This is a genomic window from Shewanella holmiensis (genome assembly GCF_025370255.1).
Taxonomy (GTDB): domain Bacteria; phylum Pseudomonadota; class Gammaproteobacteria; order Enterobacterales; family Shewanellaceae; genus Shewanella; species Shewanella holmiensis.
The window spans coordinates 52724-71790 of the sequence record NZ_JAMTCD010000008.1 but is presented as its reverse complement, the minus strand read 5'-3'; the positions used below and the strand labels follow the sequence as shown (position 1 = coordinate 71790).

Annotated in this window: 20 protein-coding genes; 16 read left to right on the top strand and 4 right to left on the bottom strand. The window is 39.3% G+C overall.

The genetic code is table 11. The annotated features are described in order from the left end of the window. Positions 1-49 precede the first annotated feature (49 nt). The 6 genes from NE535_RS08335 to NE535_RS08310 all read left to right on the top strand — a co-directional run bounded on the left by NE535_RS08335 (position 50) and on the right by NE535_RS08310 (position 6153). Entirely contained in the window at positions 50-418 is a 369-nt protein-coding gene (locus NE535_RS08335) for a hypothetical protein (RefSeq protein ID WP_261298178.1), read from the top strand. 31 nt (positions 419-449) lie between these two features. Continuing rightward, positions 450-1259, top strand: coding sequence for an alpha/beta fold hydrolase (locus NE535_RS08330; RefSeq protein WP_261298177.1), 810 nt, complete (start codon positions 450-452; stop codon positions 1257-1259). 123 nt (positions 1260-1382) lie between these two features. Continuing rightward, positions 1383-3380 (top strand): methyl-accepting chemotaxis protein, encoded by a 1998-nt coding sequence (locus tag NE535_RS08325; protein WP_261298176.1) that lies wholly within the window; start codon positions 1383-1385, stop codon positions 3378-3380. Positions 3381-3549: 169 nt separating this feature from the next. After that, positions 3550-4341 (top strand): class I SAM-dependent methyltransferase, encoded by a 792-nt coding sequence (locus NE535_RS08320; RefSeq protein ID WP_261298175.1) that lies wholly within the window; start codon positions 3550-3552, stop codon positions 4339-4341. 133 nt (positions 4342-4474) lie between these two features. Continuing rightward, positions 4475-4885: a LexA family protein gene (locus NE535_RS08315; protein WP_261298174.1), complete on the top strand. Its 411-nt coding sequence runs from the start codon at positions 4475-4477 to the stop codon at positions 4883-4885. 11 nt (positions 4886-4896) lie between these two features. Beyond that, the gene (locus NE535_RS08310) at positions 4897-6153 is read left to right on the top strand and encodes a Y-family DNA polymerase (protein ID WP_261298173.1); all 1257 of its coding nucleotides are present in this window, start codon (positions 4897-4899) and stop codon (positions 6151-6153) included. Positions 6154-6299: 146 nt separating this feature from the next. Here NE535_RS08310 and NE535_RS08305 read toward each other — a convergent pair whose 3' ends face one another. The 3 genes from NE535_RS08305 to NE535_RS08295 all read right to left on the bottom strand — a co-directional run bounded on the left by NE535_RS08305 (position 6300) and on the right by NE535_RS08295 (position 8596). Next, complete coding sequence (locus NE535_RS08305; protein WP_261298172.1) at positions 6300-7439, bottom strand: serine hydrolase domain-containing protein; 1140 nt, start codon at positions 7437-7439, stop codon at positions 6300-6302. A 495-nt stretch (positions 7440-7934) separates the two neighbouring features. Then, entirely contained in the window at positions 7935-8123 is a 189-nt protein-coding gene (locus NE535_RS08300; protein WP_261298258.1) for a G5P family DNA-binding protein, read from the bottom strand. A 251-nt stretch (positions 8124-8374) separates the two neighbouring features. After that, positions 8375-8596 (bottom strand): hypothetical protein, encoded by a 222-nt coding sequence (locus NE535_RS08295; protein ID WP_261298171.1) that lies wholly within the window; start codon positions 8594-8596, stop codon positions 8375-8377. A gap of 176 nt (positions 8597-8772) precedes the next feature. Between NE535_RS08295 and NE535_RS08290 the strand changes: the two genes are divergently transcribed. After that, positions 8773-10344 (top strand): DUF3369 domain-containing protein, encoded by a 1572-nt coding sequence (locus tag NE535_RS08290; protein ID WP_261298257.1) that lies wholly within the window; start codon positions 8773-8775, stop codon positions 10342-10344. A 7-nt stretch (positions 10345-10351) separates the two neighbouring features. Here the strand turns inward: NE535_RS08290 and NE535_RS08285 are convergent, their stop codons facing one another. Beyond that, entirely contained in the window at positions 10352-10801 is a 450-nt protein-coding gene (locus NE535_RS08285; RefSeq protein WP_261298170.1) for a hypothetical protein, read from the bottom strand. A 266-nt stretch (positions 10802-11067) separates the two neighbouring features. On the opposite strand from NE535_RS08285, the gene ccoN reads away from it, so the two are divergent. The 9 genes from ccoN to etrA all read left to right on the top strand — a co-directional run bounded on the left by ccoN (position 11068) and on the right by etrA (position 19002). Then, entirely contained in the window at positions 11068-12501 is a 1434-nt protein-coding gene (ccoN, locus tag NE535_RS08280) for a cytochrome-c oxidase, cbb3-type subunit I (protein WP_261298169.1), read from the top strand. 12 nt (positions 12502-12513) lie between these two features. Next, a complete protein-coding gene (gene ccoO, locus NE535_RS08275) occupies positions 12514-13128 on the top strand; it encodes a cytochrome-c oxidase, cbb3-type subunit II (protein WP_261298168.1) in 615 nt (204 codons plus the stop codon). Between the two features lie 9 nt (positions 13129-13137). Next, the gene (locus NE535_RS08270) at positions 13138-13314 is read left to right on the top strand and encodes a cbb3-type cytochrome oxidase subunit 3 (RefSeq protein WP_261298256.1); all 177 of its coding nucleotides are present in this window, start codon (positions 13138-13140) and stop codon (positions 13312-13314) included. A 5-nt stretch (positions 13315-13319) separates the two neighbouring features. Then, entirely contained in the window at positions 13320-14276 is a 957-nt protein-coding gene (ccoP, locus tag NE535_RS08265; RefSeq protein WP_261298255.1) for a cytochrome-c oxidase, cbb3-type subunit III, read from the top strand. A 117-nt stretch (positions 14277-14393) separates the two neighbouring features. Continuing rightward, on the top strand, positions 14394-14873 hold the full coding sequence (locus NE535_RS08260) for a FixH family protein (protein WP_261298167.1): 480 nt from the start codon (positions 14394-14396) through the stop codon (positions 14871-14873). Between the two features lie 23 nt (positions 14874-14896). Further along, positions 14897-17293, top strand: coding sequence for a heavy metal translocating P-type ATPase (locus NE535_RS08255; RefSeq protein ID WP_261298166.1), 2397 nt, complete (start codon positions 14897-14899; stop codon positions 17291-17293). Further along, positions 17290-17505, top strand: a complete 216-nt coding sequence (ccoS, locus tag NE535_RS08250) for a cbb3-type cytochrome oxidase assembly protein CcoS (RefSeq protein WP_261298165.1) — start codon at positions 17290-17292, stop codon at positions 17503-17505. Before NE535_RS08255 ends, ccoS begins: the two co-directional genes overlap by 4 nt. Further along, complete coding sequence (locus tag NE535_RS08245; RefSeq protein WP_261298164.1) at positions 17502-18188, top strand: sulfite exporter TauE/SafE family protein; 687 nt, start codon at positions 17502-17504, stop codon at positions 18186-18188. The genes ccoS and NE535_RS08245 overlap by 4 nt, the downstream gene beginning before the upstream one ends. A gap of 58 nt (positions 18189-18246) precedes the next feature. Continuing rightward, positions 18247-19002: an electron transport transcriptional regulator EtrA gene (etrA, locus tag NE535_RS08240; protein WP_261298163.1), complete on the top strand. Its 756-nt coding sequence runs from the start codon at positions 18247-18249 to the stop codon at positions 19000-19002. Positions 19003-19067: the final 65 nt, after the last annotated feature.

Below are 19067 nucleotides of genomic sequence, written 5' to 3'. Positions count from 1 at the left end.
TGTTTTCAGGGATGTAGACTCAATCTATGACTAAATATGAGAGACCAATATGAGTTTAACTCACGAACAAGTTGTTCAAACAATGACAAAAATGCTTTGCCGTAGCAATTTTAATATTAAAAATGTTACTGAATTTATGTTGCCCGAATTGAAAGAAGCCGTCTATTTACACCTTGACGCTAAAACACCATTACTGATAATTAGACCCGCTTTTGAGGTTTTTTCTGGCGAATTAGCTACCATTAATGGTGTACATGCAAAATACGATTATCATCATAATGCGCAAATGACCCGTTTTCCGACTCGTCGTAATAAGGGAGTGTCAGAAGTTCATTATGGTTTAGCTTTTAAGTTTGATGACCAAGATGCCGTTGAAGCATTTATAAGTCGTCTTATTGAAATCGTTAAAGGCGGGTGATAATCAGGTAATCATTAGCAAGGGAGGCTCTATGACACAGTCGTTTGATATAAGTAAGTTTAATTATTGTTCCACTGGTTTTGGTCAGCCTCTTGTGTGGTCGCATGGTTTATTAGGTTGCATGCAAAGTGAAGATGCTCTTGGAATTTATGCATGGCATCGATTTCCTAAAAAACTGACATTATTGAGATATGATGCCTGTGGTCATGGTCTTTCTGCGTCATCCACAAACAAATCAAATTATTTGTGGACTAGCCTTGCAAATGATTTACAGCAATTAACACTTAACGTACTGGGTAATCAAACGGTCATTTTAGGTGGTCAATCAATGGGCTGCGGCAGTAGTTTGTTTGCTGCATTGAATAAACCTGATAGGGTAAAAGGACTCATTTTAATGAATCCACCTACCGCTTGGGAATTAAGAACCTCACAACGCGATTACTATATCAAAGTGGCCAAAGCCGCAAAAATGCTTGGTGGAAAAGGGCTTGCCAAAATCAACGCTAAGCACATTGATAGAATGTTACCTTCATGGCTAGTAGATGCGCACAAACATAGTGTGCTGGGTATGTTGGATGGCTTAAAAAGCATGAAACGTTCAAGTCTTGAAGCCATATTTTTAGCCGCAGCAGAAAATGATTTTCCCACCCCTCAGCAACTTGCACAGTTAAACATTCCTTGCTTAATTTTAGCCTGGGATAATGATGCAAACCATCCTTTATCCTGCGCGACCACCCTAGCTGATTTGTTACCTTTAGCTGAATTACACGAGGCAACAAATATGGCTGATGTTGACGAATGGCCAAGCCTCATCATTGATTTTTGTTTAAAATTAGCCTAAATACATGACAGAATTCACAAATATGCACTTATTTTGTGATCTAACACTTTAGTTTTGTAGCGGTTTGACCGATATAGATTAATACTGAAAGAATAAACTCTCATAAAAACAGTAGGGATACACATGAATTGGCAATGGATTGGTAATCTTAAAATTTTTCAAAAACTTGCATTGTTAGCTATTCCTCCTCTTTGTATTTCTATCATTTACGGCGGCATGTTTGTTCATAATAAGTATCAAACTCGTCAACAACTAACCCTTATCATGTCGTTAACTGAACTTGCGGTGACTAATGGCGCATTTGTCCATGAGTTACAAAAAGAACGCGGTATGAGTGCAGGATTTATTGGTTCACAGGGTAAAGCTTTTAAAGATAATTTACCGCAACAACGCCAGCTAACCAATCAACAGTTGCAGCTGTTTAACGATTTCATTGCTAATGTCGAATTACCTCAGGCATTCAACACTAAACTGAATCAAGTATCACAAGCCTTAACGCAACTCAACTCAATGAGAGATTCTGTCGATTCATTGACAGTCTCGGTGGCTGATGAAGTAAAGTATTACACCTTAATGAATACGCTTCTTTTGTCTATGGTTGATGATGCTGCGACCGAGACCCAAATTAGTGATCTAGCATTAAGATTAAAATCTTTTGCAGCCTTCTTACAAGCTAAAGAACGTGCAGGTATAGAAAGAGCCGTTTTAAGTTCAACCTTTGGACAACAAGGGTTTAAACCAGGTGTGTATCGTAAATTTATTACCCTTGTGGCCGAACAAAACACCTATGCAGAACGATTTTTAGCATCCGCTCAGCCTGATGAAGCACAATTATATCAACGCGCATTAAGTTCATCAGCCTTTACTGATGTTGATAAGATGCGTGAAATCGGTTTTTCACAAGAGCCTGCTAACATTCAGCAACAATCGCCTGAAGAATGGTTTAAAACATCAACAGCACGCATTAATGGCTTAAAAGATATTGAAAATCAGCTTACACAAATGCTAAAACAATCTGCCCAATCTAGTTTAGATAATGCTTCCCAGCATATGTTGACATCTTTACTTGCATTAATAATCGCACTTGCATTTGTTATTTCAGTCACTATGAGTATTTCAAAATATTTGCATGTCAGCTTACGCAAAGTGCAAAAAACCATTACCCATGTTGGCGCAAATTTCGATTTAACGTCACGGATTGAGCATCAAACCTCAGATGAATTTGGCCAATTAGCATCATCTTTTAATAGCATGATGAATGAATTTGAGACCATCATTGATCAAGTGAGAAAAAATGCCATAACGCTCGTTAATGCTGTGGAAACAATGAATGGCTTTACCCACTCAATGCAAAGTGATGTTTCTCAAGGGTCCGCCGAAGCTGAGCAAGTTGCTTCTGCAATGACAGAAATGAGCGCTACGGTAACGCAAATTGCAGCCAATGCAGTGCAAGCCTCCGAGGCATCCACTCAAGCCAATTCAGAAGCTAAAGCGGGTAACTGCGACGTTAGCAAAACCAGTGATGCAATTAAAATCTTAGCCGTTGAAATTGGCGATGCTGCTGCGGCTATTCAAACATTAGATAAAGATGTACAGGATATTGTCACCTTACTGGATGTGATCAGTTCAATTGCCGAACAAACTAATTTATTGGCACTTAATGCGGCAATTGAAGCGGCTAGAGCAGGTGAGCAAGGTCGAGGATTTGCGGTTGTAGCAGATGAAGTTAGAACCTTGGCTCAACGATCGCAAAAATCGACAGAAGATATTAAATGCATGACAGATAAATTGAAATCTGGGGCATCATTAGCGGTGCAGGCAATGGAGCGAGGTCAAACCCAAGCCCAACAAAGCGTTGAAGAAGCTGTACATGCAGGTAAAGAACTGAATCTTATCGTTCAGCATGTTGGTGTTATTGACAGTATGAATGAGCAAATTGCTACCTCTACCCATGAGCAATCTGCTGTAGCTGAAGAGGTTAACCGTAATGCACTTAAAATCAGTGAGATATATCAACATACTAGAGAAACCGCACAGCAAATATCTGAATTAAATGACCAATTACTCAATGATGCTAGCGCCATGACAAACATTGTCAGTAAATTTACGCTTAGTCGTTAATGTGACTAAATATCAGTACTCGTATGATATTTTTTCAATACCTTTAAATACGCAATACCATGAAGCTGGATACCATTAAACATTCATTAAGCAAGATGCCGATTGATAAATAGCATTTTTACATGATAACACCGGGCAATAGCCCGGTTTTTTTGTAGGACCAAACTAAATGGATTTATGTAAAGATTACCTCACCACCAATAAAGCAACATGGAACGCTCGCACTGATATTCATGTTGCTTCAAAGTTTTACAACATTGACAATTTTTTACAGGGATCGTCATCGTTAACTGAAATCGAAACGGCTGAATTGGGTGATGTTACTGGCAAGAAGTTACTGCATTTGCAGTGTCACTTTGGACTTGATAGCCTTTCATTCGCCAGAAAAGGGGCAATAGTAACAGGTGTCGACTTATCCGATAAAGCAATAGATAAAGCCAACGAATTAGCGGCTAAAACTGAGTTAAATGCTAGATTTGTTTGTCATGACGTTTGTTCATTCGAACACACTGCCAAAGCGAACTTTGATATTGTTTTTACCTCTTTTGGTGTCATTTGCTGGCTACCTAATTTATCACTGTGGGCTCAAACGATTGCGGATAACTTAGCCTCAGGTGGCATTTTTTACATGGCTGAGTTTCATCCATTTCACGATATTATTGAAGGTTACGCTTATTTTAATCATCAGCAGCCCGATGTTGCACAAGAGGGCACCTATACAGAAAATTGTACCGGTGAAAAACATACCGTTATCACATGGGCACATCCCATCAGCGAAGTTATCAATGCCTTACTTTGTGCTGGTTTACAGCTAAAGCATTTTAATGAATTTGACTATAGTCCCTACAACTGCTTTGCCGGACTGACTCAAAACAACAACCATTCCACACCTCGCTATCAACTGCTTAACGATAATATCCCGATGCCATTAGTTTATTCATTGAGCGCTATAAAACCATAACACGACTTCTGTCTAAGCCTAATCCGCTGTTTGTTGAATGGTTTAAGTTTGCACTCGAAATTTTCTAATAAAAACTTTGCATAAAGGCTAAAACAACCTAAAATAACTGTATATATAAACAGTGGTTGTTGTTATGCGTATTATTCCTATTCATGCCAGTGCGGGGATTACCGGTTTTGAGTCGCCTGCATCTGAGTACTTACAATTATCTTTAAGCTTAGATGAGCTGCTTGTTGAGCATCCAAATGCGACATTTATTGGTATTGCTAAAGGAGATTCAATGCAAGGGTGCGGTATTTTTTATGACGATTTATTAATTGTAGATCGCTATGAAACCGCACGTCATGGCGATGTGATCGTTGCTAATTTCAATGGCGAGTTTGTCTGTAAAATTTTAGATAAAAATCGCCGAATGCTACTTTCATCGAATGAAATGTATCAACCACAGGTTATTAATGACTATGACTCATTCAATATAGAAGGTGTGGTGATCCGTTCTATTCGTTGTCATCGTCAAAGTCCATTACTAGTCAACCAATCTTAAGTGGGTAAACCATGTTTGCCTTAGTTGATGCTAATTCATTTTATTGCAGTGCAGAGCAGGTTTTTCGTCCCGATTGGCGCGGTAAACCCATCATTGTATTAAGTAACAATGATGGTTGTATTGTAGCGGCTAATCGACAAGCCAAAGAGTTAGGTGTGCCTAAATTTGCGCCTTATTTTCAAGTAAAAGATTTATGCGTTAAGCAGGGCGTTATTGTTTGCTCAAGCAACTATGAACTTTACGCTGATTTATCCATGAAAATGATGAATGTTATTGGCCGTTTTGCTCCAGATCAGCACGTGTATTCAATTGACGAAAGTTTCTTATCTTTTAAACAATCTTATCCAGCCATCAAGTGTTTACATTCCCAGGGCCAGCTTATACGCAGAGCTGTTTGGAAAGAGACTCGTTTGCCAGTTTGTATCGGTATCGGGGCCACACTAACCCTGGCTAAAGTGGCAAATCACGCGGCTAAAAAACTTCCTGGTTACCGAGGTGTTTGCGTCATAGATAACGAACAAAAGCGAGTGAATATATTGCAGTCGATGGCGGTAGGAGAGGTATGGGGCATAGGTCGACGTATAAGCAAAAAATTAGCCCTAATGAATATCAACACCGCTTTTGATTTAGCCAATATGCCAAATGGGTTAGCCCGTAAGCAATTCAGTATTGAAATTGAACGTACGGTGCGTGAGTTAAACGGTCAGGTGTGTAAAGTTTGGGATGAGGCGAGGGCAGATAAACAGCAAATCTTTTCTACTCGCAGTGTTGGTGAGCGTATTGTCGATTATGACTCTTTGCAGCAAGCGTTAAGTAAACATATAGCTATTGCTGCAGCAAAAGCGAGGCGTCAAGGCTCGCATTGTAAAACCATGATGCTGTTTGCCAATAACTCACCCTATGATGAGCATCCCGTCAGCTTTAAAGCACTGGTTTATTTTGCTTGCCCGACTCATTGTACCGCTGAATTAACCAAAGCAATGACAGAAGCAGCGCCTAAACTGTTTAGGTTAGGTGTACGTTATTATAAAATAGGTGTCGGTTTAATTAACTTAACCAGTCAAAAACATGTACAACTGGATTTATTTAACCCTCCTAAGGCTAATCCGGCGTTAATGAATGCGCTTGATGGCATAAATCAACGCTATGGCACAGACACCTTATTTCTAGCCGCCCAAGGCATTGAACATAAATGGGCTATGCGGCGAGAACTGCTCACCCCGCAATACACAACCCAATGGCAGTCAATTCCTGCCATTAAATGCTAAAGGCACAAGCTTTGATACATAGTGATGATAGATGTACAATTTATCACTTTACCAATACAGCTTGCATAAACACAATCTATCCAAACAAGAATAAATTACTTCATTATTCAATAGCATAAAGCTTAAATGCAAATAAAAAAGAGCGACTATTTGATAGCCAGTAGTTGTTCCCGAATGTTTTCACGTATCTGGTTATGAAGTTGAAACACACGGTTAAGGTCATCTAGATTCAACGATATGTTTTCTAACATCACAAGATCTAAATTAAACTCAGGATAGTGGAGTGACATAGACATGTAACCTGGTAAGTAGCCCGTATGACTGTACTCTGTGAGGCCACCTTGTCGATTAATCCTCAGACCATAACCGTAGCTCATATCAGGCCATAAAAATTTTATATTTGTATGAGGGTGGGTCATTAATTCATAACTTTCATGACTTAAAAATTTACCTGAATGTAATTGGTGCTGAAATAATGCAAAAGCCTTTGCTGATGCAATCAAGCCGCCAGCAGCAAGTAATGATTCATCAATAACGATATTAGACGGAATTAACGTATCTGATTCATTGAATCCAACGGCAAGCGAAGGTAATCGCTCTCGAATGGCATCAATACTGCCTACTTCAGCATAAAGTGCATTGAGGCTATTTACCTGAGAAAATTGAGAAATCTGACTAGAAAATGATTGTTGATTGATCTTTTCGAGCAACTCACCTAGCAAAGCATAACCAACATTCGAATATTCAAATTGGCTGCCAGGTTCAAATCGATTCGGTTTGCCTAACTCAGCAACACCTGATGTGTGACTCAAAAGATGATGTATGGATATTCTATAGTCATACCTCTGGGGATTCGGCAGGCTATGGCTCGTTTGAGCAGTAGTATTATGTATTGCCTCATTAAAGAGATAGCTATTTAATGAGCGGTTTAAATTAAGCTTGCCTGCATCAACCGCTTGTAAAATCAAAGTTGCCGTGATCTGTTTAGAGAGTGACGCAATGACAAAACTAGAATCAGGGGAAATAGCATGACCTTTTTGTAATGCCAACACCGGAAGCCCATTATTTAACAGAATCACGCTACCACTGAAAGGTAATAATGATTCATCTATAGCTTTTGTTGTTGCCAACCTTATCGTATTAATCCATGGTGCTGTGTTATTTGATAAAGCAGTATCAACTGCAGATGAATCATTACTGCTTGATAAAAGTGACTTAGCGTAGCTATGCAGACTAACAGGTAATACAGAAAATACGACTAAGGTAATGATGGCGTGAAACTTCATAAGTTGTCCCTAATTTATTACCGTGATGTAATGCTGCTTAAGAAAATTCAATTTAAAACCTATGTTAATTAATAACAACCTTTATCGCTGTACTGTTTAAGCACACAAGGGCATATGATGTAATGCATACACACTCTATTTAACATAATATACATTGTACGCAGTTATGTGTAGGTGTAGTGATGGGGGCTATTTATGCCGGAATGGCGCTTCTTCTGTGAATAAACTTAAATGGCCGTTGCAGTGCTCACATGCAATGAACAACGACGCGCATTGGTCGAACCATGACGACTTATGGCAATCATCACACTGTAGTTCAGGTTTATCTTGGCGCGTGACCATGGTTACACCACCAGGATATGTGATAGGTAATGATCTGTTTAGGTGCAAGATTAAACGTTTCCATCATGTGCTCTGCATCATTGTCCATGGTTAATCCCCTTATTTGGTAGTTATCGCGTCGCTGCTTGTTTGCTTGGGTACTTTGCTGAGTGTTTACCCGAAGCGTTTAAACTCAAGGCAGCCAAAGTTGTTAACGATAAAGTTAGCGCTATCCAATGTGTATTCACCGGCTGGATATGTTTCAGCTTGGCTGGCGACTTGTAAGGTTAATTGCACTGGAAATTTACCGCCTAGATAAGTGTATGCGGTTTGTTGGTAAAATGTCCGCGCGGCTTTCCATATTTAAATACGATGAACCCCAGCTTTACTGAACATCTTCTTGATAGACTTTAATTGGGAAAAGTGATTAATAATGCTGATACTATATTGAAACGAATGAGAATATCAGCAATCTAATTGATTGAGACATTGCATTGCAATCCGTCAGAAATTAACTTCAACAGTTAAAGAACACACTGCGTACCGCGTTTAATTAAAAGCATTTTTTCTATTATTAGTCGCTGATATTTAATTAAAGATGATTAAATATTTCACTAATATACTGGTGATAAGGTGGCCTGACTCTGTTGATGCTCATCCTGATGACATGCAACTTGTTTACAATAAATTCGCTTTTGACAACACCATAAACATAACTGCCAGATAATTTTTTTACTCGACTTATCAAGACATTGAATATCTGCCGCACACAGATGCCCCTCGTTAATCAATTGAGCAATTTTCGTCTCACTCAAACCAATATTCACTGTATTCATGCCATTTCCCCCTAAAAAAACATTTGAATCATTATACTCAGATGATAATGATTATCAAATGCATTTGAGAGATATTAAATATTTATGTGATCACTGCACATTTCATTCTACGTATTAATAAGTGGTCTACACTTAAACCAGAATATGTTTATACATCGTCTTGTAGAGAGGTGAAAATGCTTTTTGAAATCTCGAAGAAAAAGCCTTTATTTTCAGCAAACAAAAGCAATGAGCAATCACTAGACTTACCGGCATGGAAGATATTGATTGTTGACGACGAACCTGACATACACTCTGTCACTAAGTTAGCTTTATCTCGCTTTAAGTTAGATGGTCGATCATTGGCATTCTCAAATGCTTACAGTGGATTGCAGGCCAAAGAATTATTAGAGACAGAAAAAGATATTGCCATTGCCTTTATAGACGTTGTAATGGAAAGCGATCACGCTGGATTAGAATTAATAAAATGGATCCGCGATGATCTCAAAAACCGGACAATGCGAATCATTTTGCGTACCGGACAACCAGGGCAAGCCCCTGAAGAAGATGTGATTGTTAATTATGATATCAATGATTACAAGGCAAAAGCTGAACTAGATTCTCGCAAACTAATGACTAGCGTGTACTCTGCCCTACGCTCTTATCGTGACATAATGGAAATAGAACAAGCCAGAGTTGCTCAAGCTCAACATCGCCAAGGTTTAGAAAGAGTCTTAGAAGCCACTTCAGGCTTATTTGAACTTCGTACTCTACATCGATTTGCAGATGGATTATTGAATCAAGTTGCTTCACTTTTAAACCTCAGAAACGAAACTCTCCTCTTAACTTGCAATGCTATTGATGCGATGAGTGGCCATGTTGATAACAAAGACATTGAAATTTTAGCCGGCACTGGAAGATATCAAGATTGTGATGGAAAGGCATTACCTCAAGAAATTATGTCTTTATTGAATCGCGCATTAGATGAGAAACGCTGCCTTTATGAAAACAATTGCTTTATTGGCTATTTCCCGACTAAATCCAGTAAATGGATAAACATTTTGTACATGGACGGTCTAGATAAAATAAGTGATTTAGACAAAAAACTCGTTGATATATTTGCGATAAATGTTGGTGTAGCGTTTGAAAATCTTTTACTAAACCAAGAAGTAGAAGATACACAATCGGAATTAATTTTACGCTTGGGAGATGTGGTTGAAAGTCGGTCAAAAGAAGCCGCGCATCATGTTAAAAGAATGGCTGGATACTGCTATGAGCTTGCCTTGCTTGCTGGCTTGTCTGAAAGGGATGCAGATTTGATCAAACGCGCTTCACCTATGCATGATGTTGGTAAAATTGCGACACCTGACTCTGTCTTACTTAAGCCAAGTAAATTAGACGATGAAGAGTGGGATATCATGAAGCAGCACCCTATTATAGGGCATCAAATAATGGCCAACTCTGAGCGGCCTATTCTAAAAGCGGCTTCAATTATCTCACTTCAACACCATGAAAAGTTTGATGGAAGTGGTTATCCGTATGGCTTATCAGGTAAAGATATTCACATTTTCGCAAGAATTGTGGCTATAGCAGATGTGTTTGATGCATTAGTACATAAACGTTGTTATAAAGAAGCATGGCCATTAAGTGAAGTGCTCGCTGAAATGACTAGATGTTCAGGTAGCCATTTCGATCCAGATTTATTAGCTCTTTTTATTGATAATATTGAGATTTTTGAACAAATAAAAATCCATTGGGTAGATATTTAACTCGGTCTTAAGGTTGAGCGTCCGCCAAGAAATCAAACCAGACTTGTCGGGTTACTCCTTGGTAATCAAAAGTGATATTTGCCCGCCAAACCATATAGCCACTACTACACGACCCATAGATTAATTGCGATTGATACGTTTGTTTATCATCTGTGTTTAAGAATACAGGGATCACCCCCATAAACATGTCTCGCCCTTCTATCGACATCTTTACATCGCTGACTGCATTGGAAAATGTGACTGTCAGATCAATAGGTTTTTCACTTGGCGCGTCAGGTTGTGCAAAAGAAAGTTGCACTGCCACTTCATTAACATTTTTAATACAATTTCCAGTGTAAAAATCACATAGACTAAGGTCTACTGCTAATTGAGTTGGTTTTGTCTCGAATTTAGGCTCGCATGCTATTAAAAAACATAACGAAAATAACATCAGTCCGTACTTAAAACGTTTTTGCACAATTTTTAACCTAATGATTCAAATTGATAACATTATCTTTCAGACATTGATCTAGATCAATGTTCAGCACCCGAGTTAAGTTTCTTTTTTGATCTAGCTCAAGTATCATTACACAGCCAAGTGATAGATATCAAATTCACGAGGTAACACCTTGACTATAAGTGATAAAAAAGACAGTCAGTCTACATAGCACTTTATGTCAACTAAACAGGTAAAGTTATACTTTACCAATAATATAAGTAAAAGTAATAAGCCGTGGAAGCATTATGATGAACCATTCCCAGTCTACAGGCGCTGATTACAACTACACTATTGTCCGCCAATTTGCCTTAACCACAGTTTTGTGGGGTATTGTTGGTATGTCAGTGGGTGTATTGATTGCTGCTCAGTTAATCTGGCCGCAACTGAACTTTGAAACTCCTTGGTTAACGTATAGTCGTTTACGACCATTACACACCAATGCGGTTATCTTTGCGTTCGGTACTTCAGCCCTTTTCGCTACATCCTACTATGTTGTGCAACGTACTTGTCAAACCCGTTTATTTGCGCCTAAATTAGCCGCATTTACTTTCTGGGGCTGGCAAGCAATTATTCTTTCAGCTGCTATTACATTACCTTTAGGTTTTACCTCAGGTAAAGAATATGCAGAGCTAGAATGGCCTATTGATATCGCAATTACCGTTGTTTGGGTATGTTATGCGGTTGTATTCTTTGGCACTATCGTAAAAAGAACGACATCACATATCTATGTGGCTAACTGGTTCTTTGGTGCTTTCATTATTACGGTTGCTGTATTGCACATTGTTAACTCGATGGCAGTTCCTGTGAGTTTGACTAAGTCATACTCAATGTATTCAGGCGCTGTAGATGCAATGGTGCAATGGTGGTATGGCCATAATGCGGTAGGTTTCTTACTTACAGCAGGTTTCTTAGGGATGATGTATTACTTCGTACCTAAGCAAGCGGGTCGTCCAGTGTATTCTTACCGTTTATCAATTGTTCACTTCTGGGCATTGATTGCATTGTACATTTGGGCAGGTCCTCACCATTTACATTACACTGCCCTACCTGACTGGACTCAGTCTTTAGGTATGGTTATGTCGTTAATTTTGTTCGCACCTTCTTGGGGTGGCATGATCAACGGTATTATGACGCTTTCTGGTGCGTGGCATAAGCTTCGTACTGACCCAGTACTTCGTTTCTTAGTTGTTTCGTTGTCTTTCTATGGTATGTCTACCTTCGAAGGTCCAATGATGGCAATTAAAACCGTTAACGCCTTATCTCACTATACTGACTGGACCGTAGGTCACGTTCACTCAGGTGCGTTAGGTTGGGTTGCTATGGTGTCGATTGGTTCTTTATATCACCTAATTCCGGTGTTATTTAATCAAGGACGCATGTACAGCACTAATTTAGTGAATGTGCATTTCTGGTTAGCAACTATCGGTACTGTTTTATACATAGTATCTATGTGGATTTCAGGTGTGATGCAAGGTCTGATGTGGCGTGCAGTTAACGCTGACGGTACATTAACCTACAGCTTTGTAGAAAGCTTAGAAGCATCTTATCCTTTCTACTTTGTACGCTTTATTGGTGGTGTATTCTTCTTAACTGGTATGTTTATTATGGCATACAACGTTATTCGTACAGTTAAAGCCCCTAAAGATTCATTGCCAGCATTAGCTGAAGCAAAAGCATAAGGAGCAGATTCGATGAAATTTAGTCATGAATTAATTGAAAAGAACATCGGTTTGCTTGGTATTTTCACTGTTATCGCCATTAGTTTTGGTGGTTTAGTGCAAATTACCCCGCTTTTATTCCAAAAAGACACAACTGAGCCTGTTGAAGGATTAATTCCTTATACAGCATTGCAGATTGAAGGCCGTGACATCTATGTACGTGAAGGTTGTTACAACTGTCACAGCCAGATGATCCGTCCTTTACGTGCGGAAACTGAGCGTTACGGTCATTACTCTGTTGCGGGTGAATCTGTTTGGGATCACCCTTTCCAGTGGGGTTCAAAACGTACAGGTCCTGATCTTGCTCGTGTGGGTGGTCGTTACAGTGATAAATGGCATGAAGTGCATTTAATCGACCCTCGTGCAGTGGTACCTCAATCAAACATGCCAGGTTTTCCTTGGCTTATGGACAACACCTTAGACGGTAAGTTGACTCGTAAGAAAATGGAAATTCTTAGCAACTTCCACCCAGAGCACAATATGTATTCTGAAGAAGAGTTTGCAGGAGCACAAAAAGCGGTTGAAGGTAAAACTGAAATGGAAGCACTAATCGCATACTTACAGTCTTTGGGTCACGCACTCAAGTAGGAGGTAATGATGGATTATGGCACTTTTCAAGGCATTTTAACCATTGTTGTAATGGTGACATTTGTTGGCATTTTCTTCTGGGCATACAGTAAGCATAGTAAGTCAAAATTTGACGAAGCAGCTAACTTAGTATTCGCAGACGATGATAAACCAACAACGTCGCAAGACTCAGGAGAACAGAAGTAATGATTATGAGTAACTTCTGGAGTATTTGGATTACCGTACTCACACTAATCGTAATTGCAGGCTGTTTTTTCATACTTCGTAAAATGTCGCAAAATAATACCGGCATCAAAGAAGGTGAATCTATGGGTCACAGCTTTGACGGTATTGAAGAACTGAATAACCCACTACCGAAGTGGTGGTCATATATGTTCTATATCACTATCGTATTTGGCTTGATTTATTTAGCTATGTACCCAGGTCTTGGAAACTACAAAGGCTTATTTGGTTGGACAAGTTCAAACCAAAGTGTTCGGTCTATGGAAGAATCTAAAGCCGCCGTTGATTCTGCAAAAGCTGAAAACCGTTTATCTCAGTATGATCGTGAAGTTGCTCACGCTGACGAAAAATACGGTCCAATCTTCGCTGCTTACTTAGCCACTCCACTGGAAGAGCTAGTAAAAAATGAAGAAGCATTAAAAGTAGGTGGTCGCCTATTTTTACAAAACTGCGCTCAATGTCATGGTTCAGATGCTCGAGGCTCAAAAGGCTTCCCTAACCTAACCGATAAAGCTTGGTTATATGGCGGCGAATTAGCTGATATCAAAACCTCATTAATGAATGGCCGTAACGGCATGATGCCTCCAAAAGGCGGTTTACCAATTGAAGACAGTGAGCTTGAAGGCTTAGCTGAATACGTTGTTAAACTATCTGGTGGTGAACATGACGCAACTCTTGCTGCGCAAGGGCAAGGGTCATTCATGAAAGGCTGTTTTGCTTGTCATGGAATGGACGGTACTGGTAATAAATTCATGGGCGCACCTAACTTAACTGACAATGCTTGGTTATATGGTGGCAGTCGTGGCGCTATTGTTGAATCTATTAAGTATGGTCGTGCTGGTGTGATGCCTGCATGGAAAGATATATTAGGTGAAGAGAAAGTTCACGTAATTACAGCATACGTTTATAGCTTATCAAACAAATAGTTACATAAATGAAAAATAAAGGGCCTCGTGTTAATCGAGGCCTTTTTTTTAAGTGATTATTCAGGTTCAACCCTGTAAAATGACCGCACTATAATGATTTTAACTTTAAGGTTCACCATGTCAGATATTCAACCTTGGTATAAACAGTTTTGGCCGTGGTTTTTAATTATACTGCCTCTTTGTGCTGTTGTTGCTAGCATCAATTTGTTATTCATTGCATTAGATAACTCTGACTCATTAGTTGCAGAAGATTATTACAAAGAAGGTAAAGCCATCAACATGGATTTACGTAAAATCAATTATGCTAAGCAGATTGGAATGCAGTATCAGGCCAAAATAGATGACAACATGGTCGAAATAACCCAACATGGCGGCCCTGCTTATACCGCAGCGCTAAGTATCGATTTGTACCACAGAACCATTAAAGAATCTGATATCAGTTTAAAAGTTACGGCCGATGGCGCGGGTATTTATCGAATTCCTTTAGATGAATCGATAAAAGGCCCGTGGGAAATTCGCATTGAAGGGTTTGATGGTCAGTGGCGCATTCAACAACGCATTGATATTACAGACGACGTAGAGTACTGGTTAAATTAATCCCCTGATCTGAGCTGTATATCATGACCACCTGTTTTCACTGTAATGAACCTGTATTAACGGGTGATAAGTTCTTCACAACTATAGATGGGCAAGCACAAGCTATGTGTTGCCCAGGCTGCCAAGCAGTATCACAAGCCATTATCGATTCTGGATTAGCTAATTATTATCGTTTTAGAAGTGAACCAGGCAATCGACAAAACGCATTGGTTCCCGATGAGCTTAATCAATTCAGCGCTTATGATTTACCCGAAGTACAGCAGGATTTAGTTCACCGTCAGGGTGAACTAGATAGTATTTCATTAACCATTGATGGCATTACTTGTGCAGCATGTGCATGGTTAATTGAGCATAAAGTAAAAACCTTAAACGGCGTTACCCAAATTGGAGTTAATTCAACCACGCAGCGCGTCATGGTTAGCTGGCGACCTGACACTATTGCTCTGAGTACAATTTTAAAGCAGATAAGTGATATTGGTTATCAAGCAGCGCCTTATCAGGTTGATGACCAAGAAAAACTGAGTAAAGCTGAAGGACGCAAATTTTTACTTCGCCTAGGATTAGCAGGCTTTGCCACAATGCAGGTAATGATGTTTGCTTTCGCATTGTATTCTGGATATTTCACTGATTTAGACGTTGAATTACGTGATTATTTTAGATGGGTTAGTATGATTTTTGCTGCTCCAGTGGTCTTTTATTCGGCACAACCTTTTTACTTCAGCGCCATAAGAAGCCTACTCTCTGGCAAATTGAATATGGATCTATCAGTATCAATTGCTATTGCTGGTGCCTATATTGCAAGTTGTATTGCAACGGTTAATGGCACAGGAGAAGTGTATTTTGAATCGGTTTCAATGTTCACCTTCTTTTTATTATTAGGTCGATACTTTGAGCAACAAGCAAAGCAAAAAGCGTCTGTCAGCTCAAGTAATTTACACAAACTTATTCCAGTTACAGCCCATCTTATTCAAGATGGACAAACCATAGAAATTGCCGCTAAAAAATTAAAAGTAGATGATATTATTCTAGTGCGCCCTGGCGATATTGTTGCTGCAGACGGTGATATTATCTCTGGATTATCAAGTGTCAATGAGTCGATGCTTACCGGCGAGCAAATGCCAGTAACCAAGAATATAGGTCAAAAAGTATTTGCTGGCACAATTAATATAGATCAACCATTAGAGATAAAAGTTAAAGCGCTCGGTCAAGATCAACTCGTTGCCGAAATTATTCGCTTGCAAGAATTTGCATCAAATAATAATCCTAAAATTGCTTTATTAGCAGACAGATTAGCCAGATATTTTTCAGCAACAATTTTGACCATCGCTACCCTCACCTATTTCATCTGGCTGCAAATATCACCTGACGATGCTTTTTGGATCACGCTATCTGTTTTAGTCGCCACTTGCCCATGCGCTTTGGCCCTTGCAACGCCAACCGCGGTAACCTGTGCCACCGCAATCTTTACTAAACTTGGCATTATTACTCGCAAATCAGGTGTATTTGAAAAACTGCCCCAGATCAATCATGTGGTTTTTGATAAAACAGGTACATTAACTTGTGGCCAATTATCATTAGGAACAGTGAAACTTTTTGCAGATATAGATCAAGAGGCGGCATTGTCTTTAGTGGCGAACTTAGAACAAGGATCGTTACATCCTATCGCACAAGTATTTACCCCGTTTAGTGATAAAAATTTGTTAGTCACCAACATTAACCATCAAGTGGGCAAAGGTGTTCAGGGTATTTACCAACAACAGGTGATAAAACTAGGCTCACTCGCTTTTTGTATACAAAATTCAGACAATTTGAACATTGATGTCCATAGCCACCATCAACATGTTTATTTAAGTATTAACGATAAACTCATCGCTTCATTCGAACTAAATGATCTCATTCGACCTGACAGTGAACAAGTTATTAAAACGTTAAAGGCACAATCAATCATGGTCAGTATGGCCACTGGCGACAGTTCTGGCCATGTTAAGTATTTAGCTGACAGATTGCATATTACCGATATTCACTCAGGTATGAGTCCTGAGTCAAAGTTAAATTTAATCAATACATTACAACAGACCAAACACGTTGCTATGTTTGGTGATGGTATTAATGATGCCCCAGTACTGGCAGGCGCGAATATTTCAATTGCAATGGGTAGTGGCAGTGCAATTGCAAAAAACAGTGCCGATTTAATTTTGCTCGGTGATCATTTGTCACGCTTCAATGATGCCATTACCGTTGCAAAATATACTAACAAAATTATTAAACAAAACTTAGCCTGGGCTTTTGGGTATAATGTTATTATTTTACCTTTAGCTGTAACAGGTCATGTTGTCCCTTACATTGCCGCTATTGGAATGTCGTTAAGTTCTATCATTGTAGTAAGTAACAGCTTAAGGCTGCTTAGGTTAAAATTATGAGTATCATTTACGTACTAATTCCGATTGCGATGCTATTTGTGTTAATTGCAGTCGCTATATTTTTTTGGGCAGTAAAATCGGAACAATTCGATGATCTTGATAGACAAAGTGTTTCGATCCTATTTGATGATGATAATCAAAGCTCTCCTTCAAAACCTAACGCCCCCAAAAATGAACCGTTAACCAAAGAACAACCTGAGCTCCCTTTGTGATTGAGTATAACTATCTCGGTGCTTTCGTCGTTGGGCTAATGGGGGCGGCACATTGTTTTGGCATGTGCGGTGGACTTATCGGTGCGTTTTCAACCAACATACCAAAGCAGCCAGGCAACCAGCTTGCCAATCAACTCAGCTTCTTACTAAGTTACAACCTCGGCAGAGTAATAAGTTACACCATAGCGGGGGCACTTGTTGGTGGCAGTGCTGCCGCATTAGGCCAATTGTTTGCCGTTGATAACTATCTATTATATTTACGTTTTTTTGCCGGTATTATGATGATTTTGACCGGTCTGTATATTGCACAAATTTGGTTTGGCATTGTGTATATTGAGACACTAGGAAAAGGTCTTTGGAAAATATTACAACCACTGACCAAAAGGGTCTTACCCATTAAACATCCTAGCCAAGCCGTTCTGGCAGGCATGGTTTGGGGATGGCTCCCCTGTGGTTTAGTGTATAGCACCCTAACATGGTCTGTTGCTTCTGGCAGCGCACTTAAAGGCGGAATAATCATGTTTGCCTTTGGATTAGGCACTCTTCCCGCATTACTTACGGCAGGTCTAGCGGCTAAAACACTTGCCTCTTGGGTGCAAACAAAGGCGGTTAGATTAGTCAGCGGCCTACTATTAGTTATCTTTGGTTTACAGACAATCTATGTAGCAATGCAGCAACTTTAGTGGCTGCAAAATTTGATTTAGTTTAACATGTTAATGTCATCAAGATTTAGGAACAGATATGTCAAGTGATTCACTCAAAGTTAAACGCCCAAACACTGGTGGTTGTGCCATTCATTGTCATGATTGCAGCATGGGAACGCTTTGTATTCCTTTCACTCTGAATAATTCAGAGCTTGATAAACTTGATAATATTATTGAAAGAAAGAAGCCTGTTCAAAAAGGCGATCAAATCTTTAAATCTGGTGATAATCTTCGCGCGTTATATGCAATTCGCTCTGGAACCATCAAAAGTTATACCATTACCGAACAAGGTGACGAACAAATAACGGGCTTTCATTTAGCGGGAGATGTCATCGGATTCGATGGTATTCATTCGCAAATGCACCAAAGTTTTGCTCAAGCTCTAGAAACATCTATGGTATGCGAAATTCCCTATGACACATTAGATGAACTGTCTGGCAGTATGCCAAAATTAAGACAACAAATAATGCGTTTAATGAGTAATGAAATCATGATTGATCAAGAAATGATTTTATTATTGTCTAAAAAGAATGCCGAAGAGCGTTTAGCTGCATTCATTTATAACCTTGCCAATCGTTTTGGTGAACGTGGTTTTTCGCCTAAAGAATTTCGATTAACCATGACACGAGGTGATATTGGTAATTATCTTGGGTTAACCGTTGAAACCATCAGCCGCTTACTTGGTCGTTTTCAAAAATCAGATTTTATTGAGGTAAACGGAAAATATATCTCAATTATAGATCATCGTGCCTTAGGTTTATTGGCTGGTCATTCGCGTCTATCAACAGAATAGTGAATGTTTGATCTAGCTCAAGTTATATTCATTAGTAAAAGGTGATACTGCTTATATCACTAACT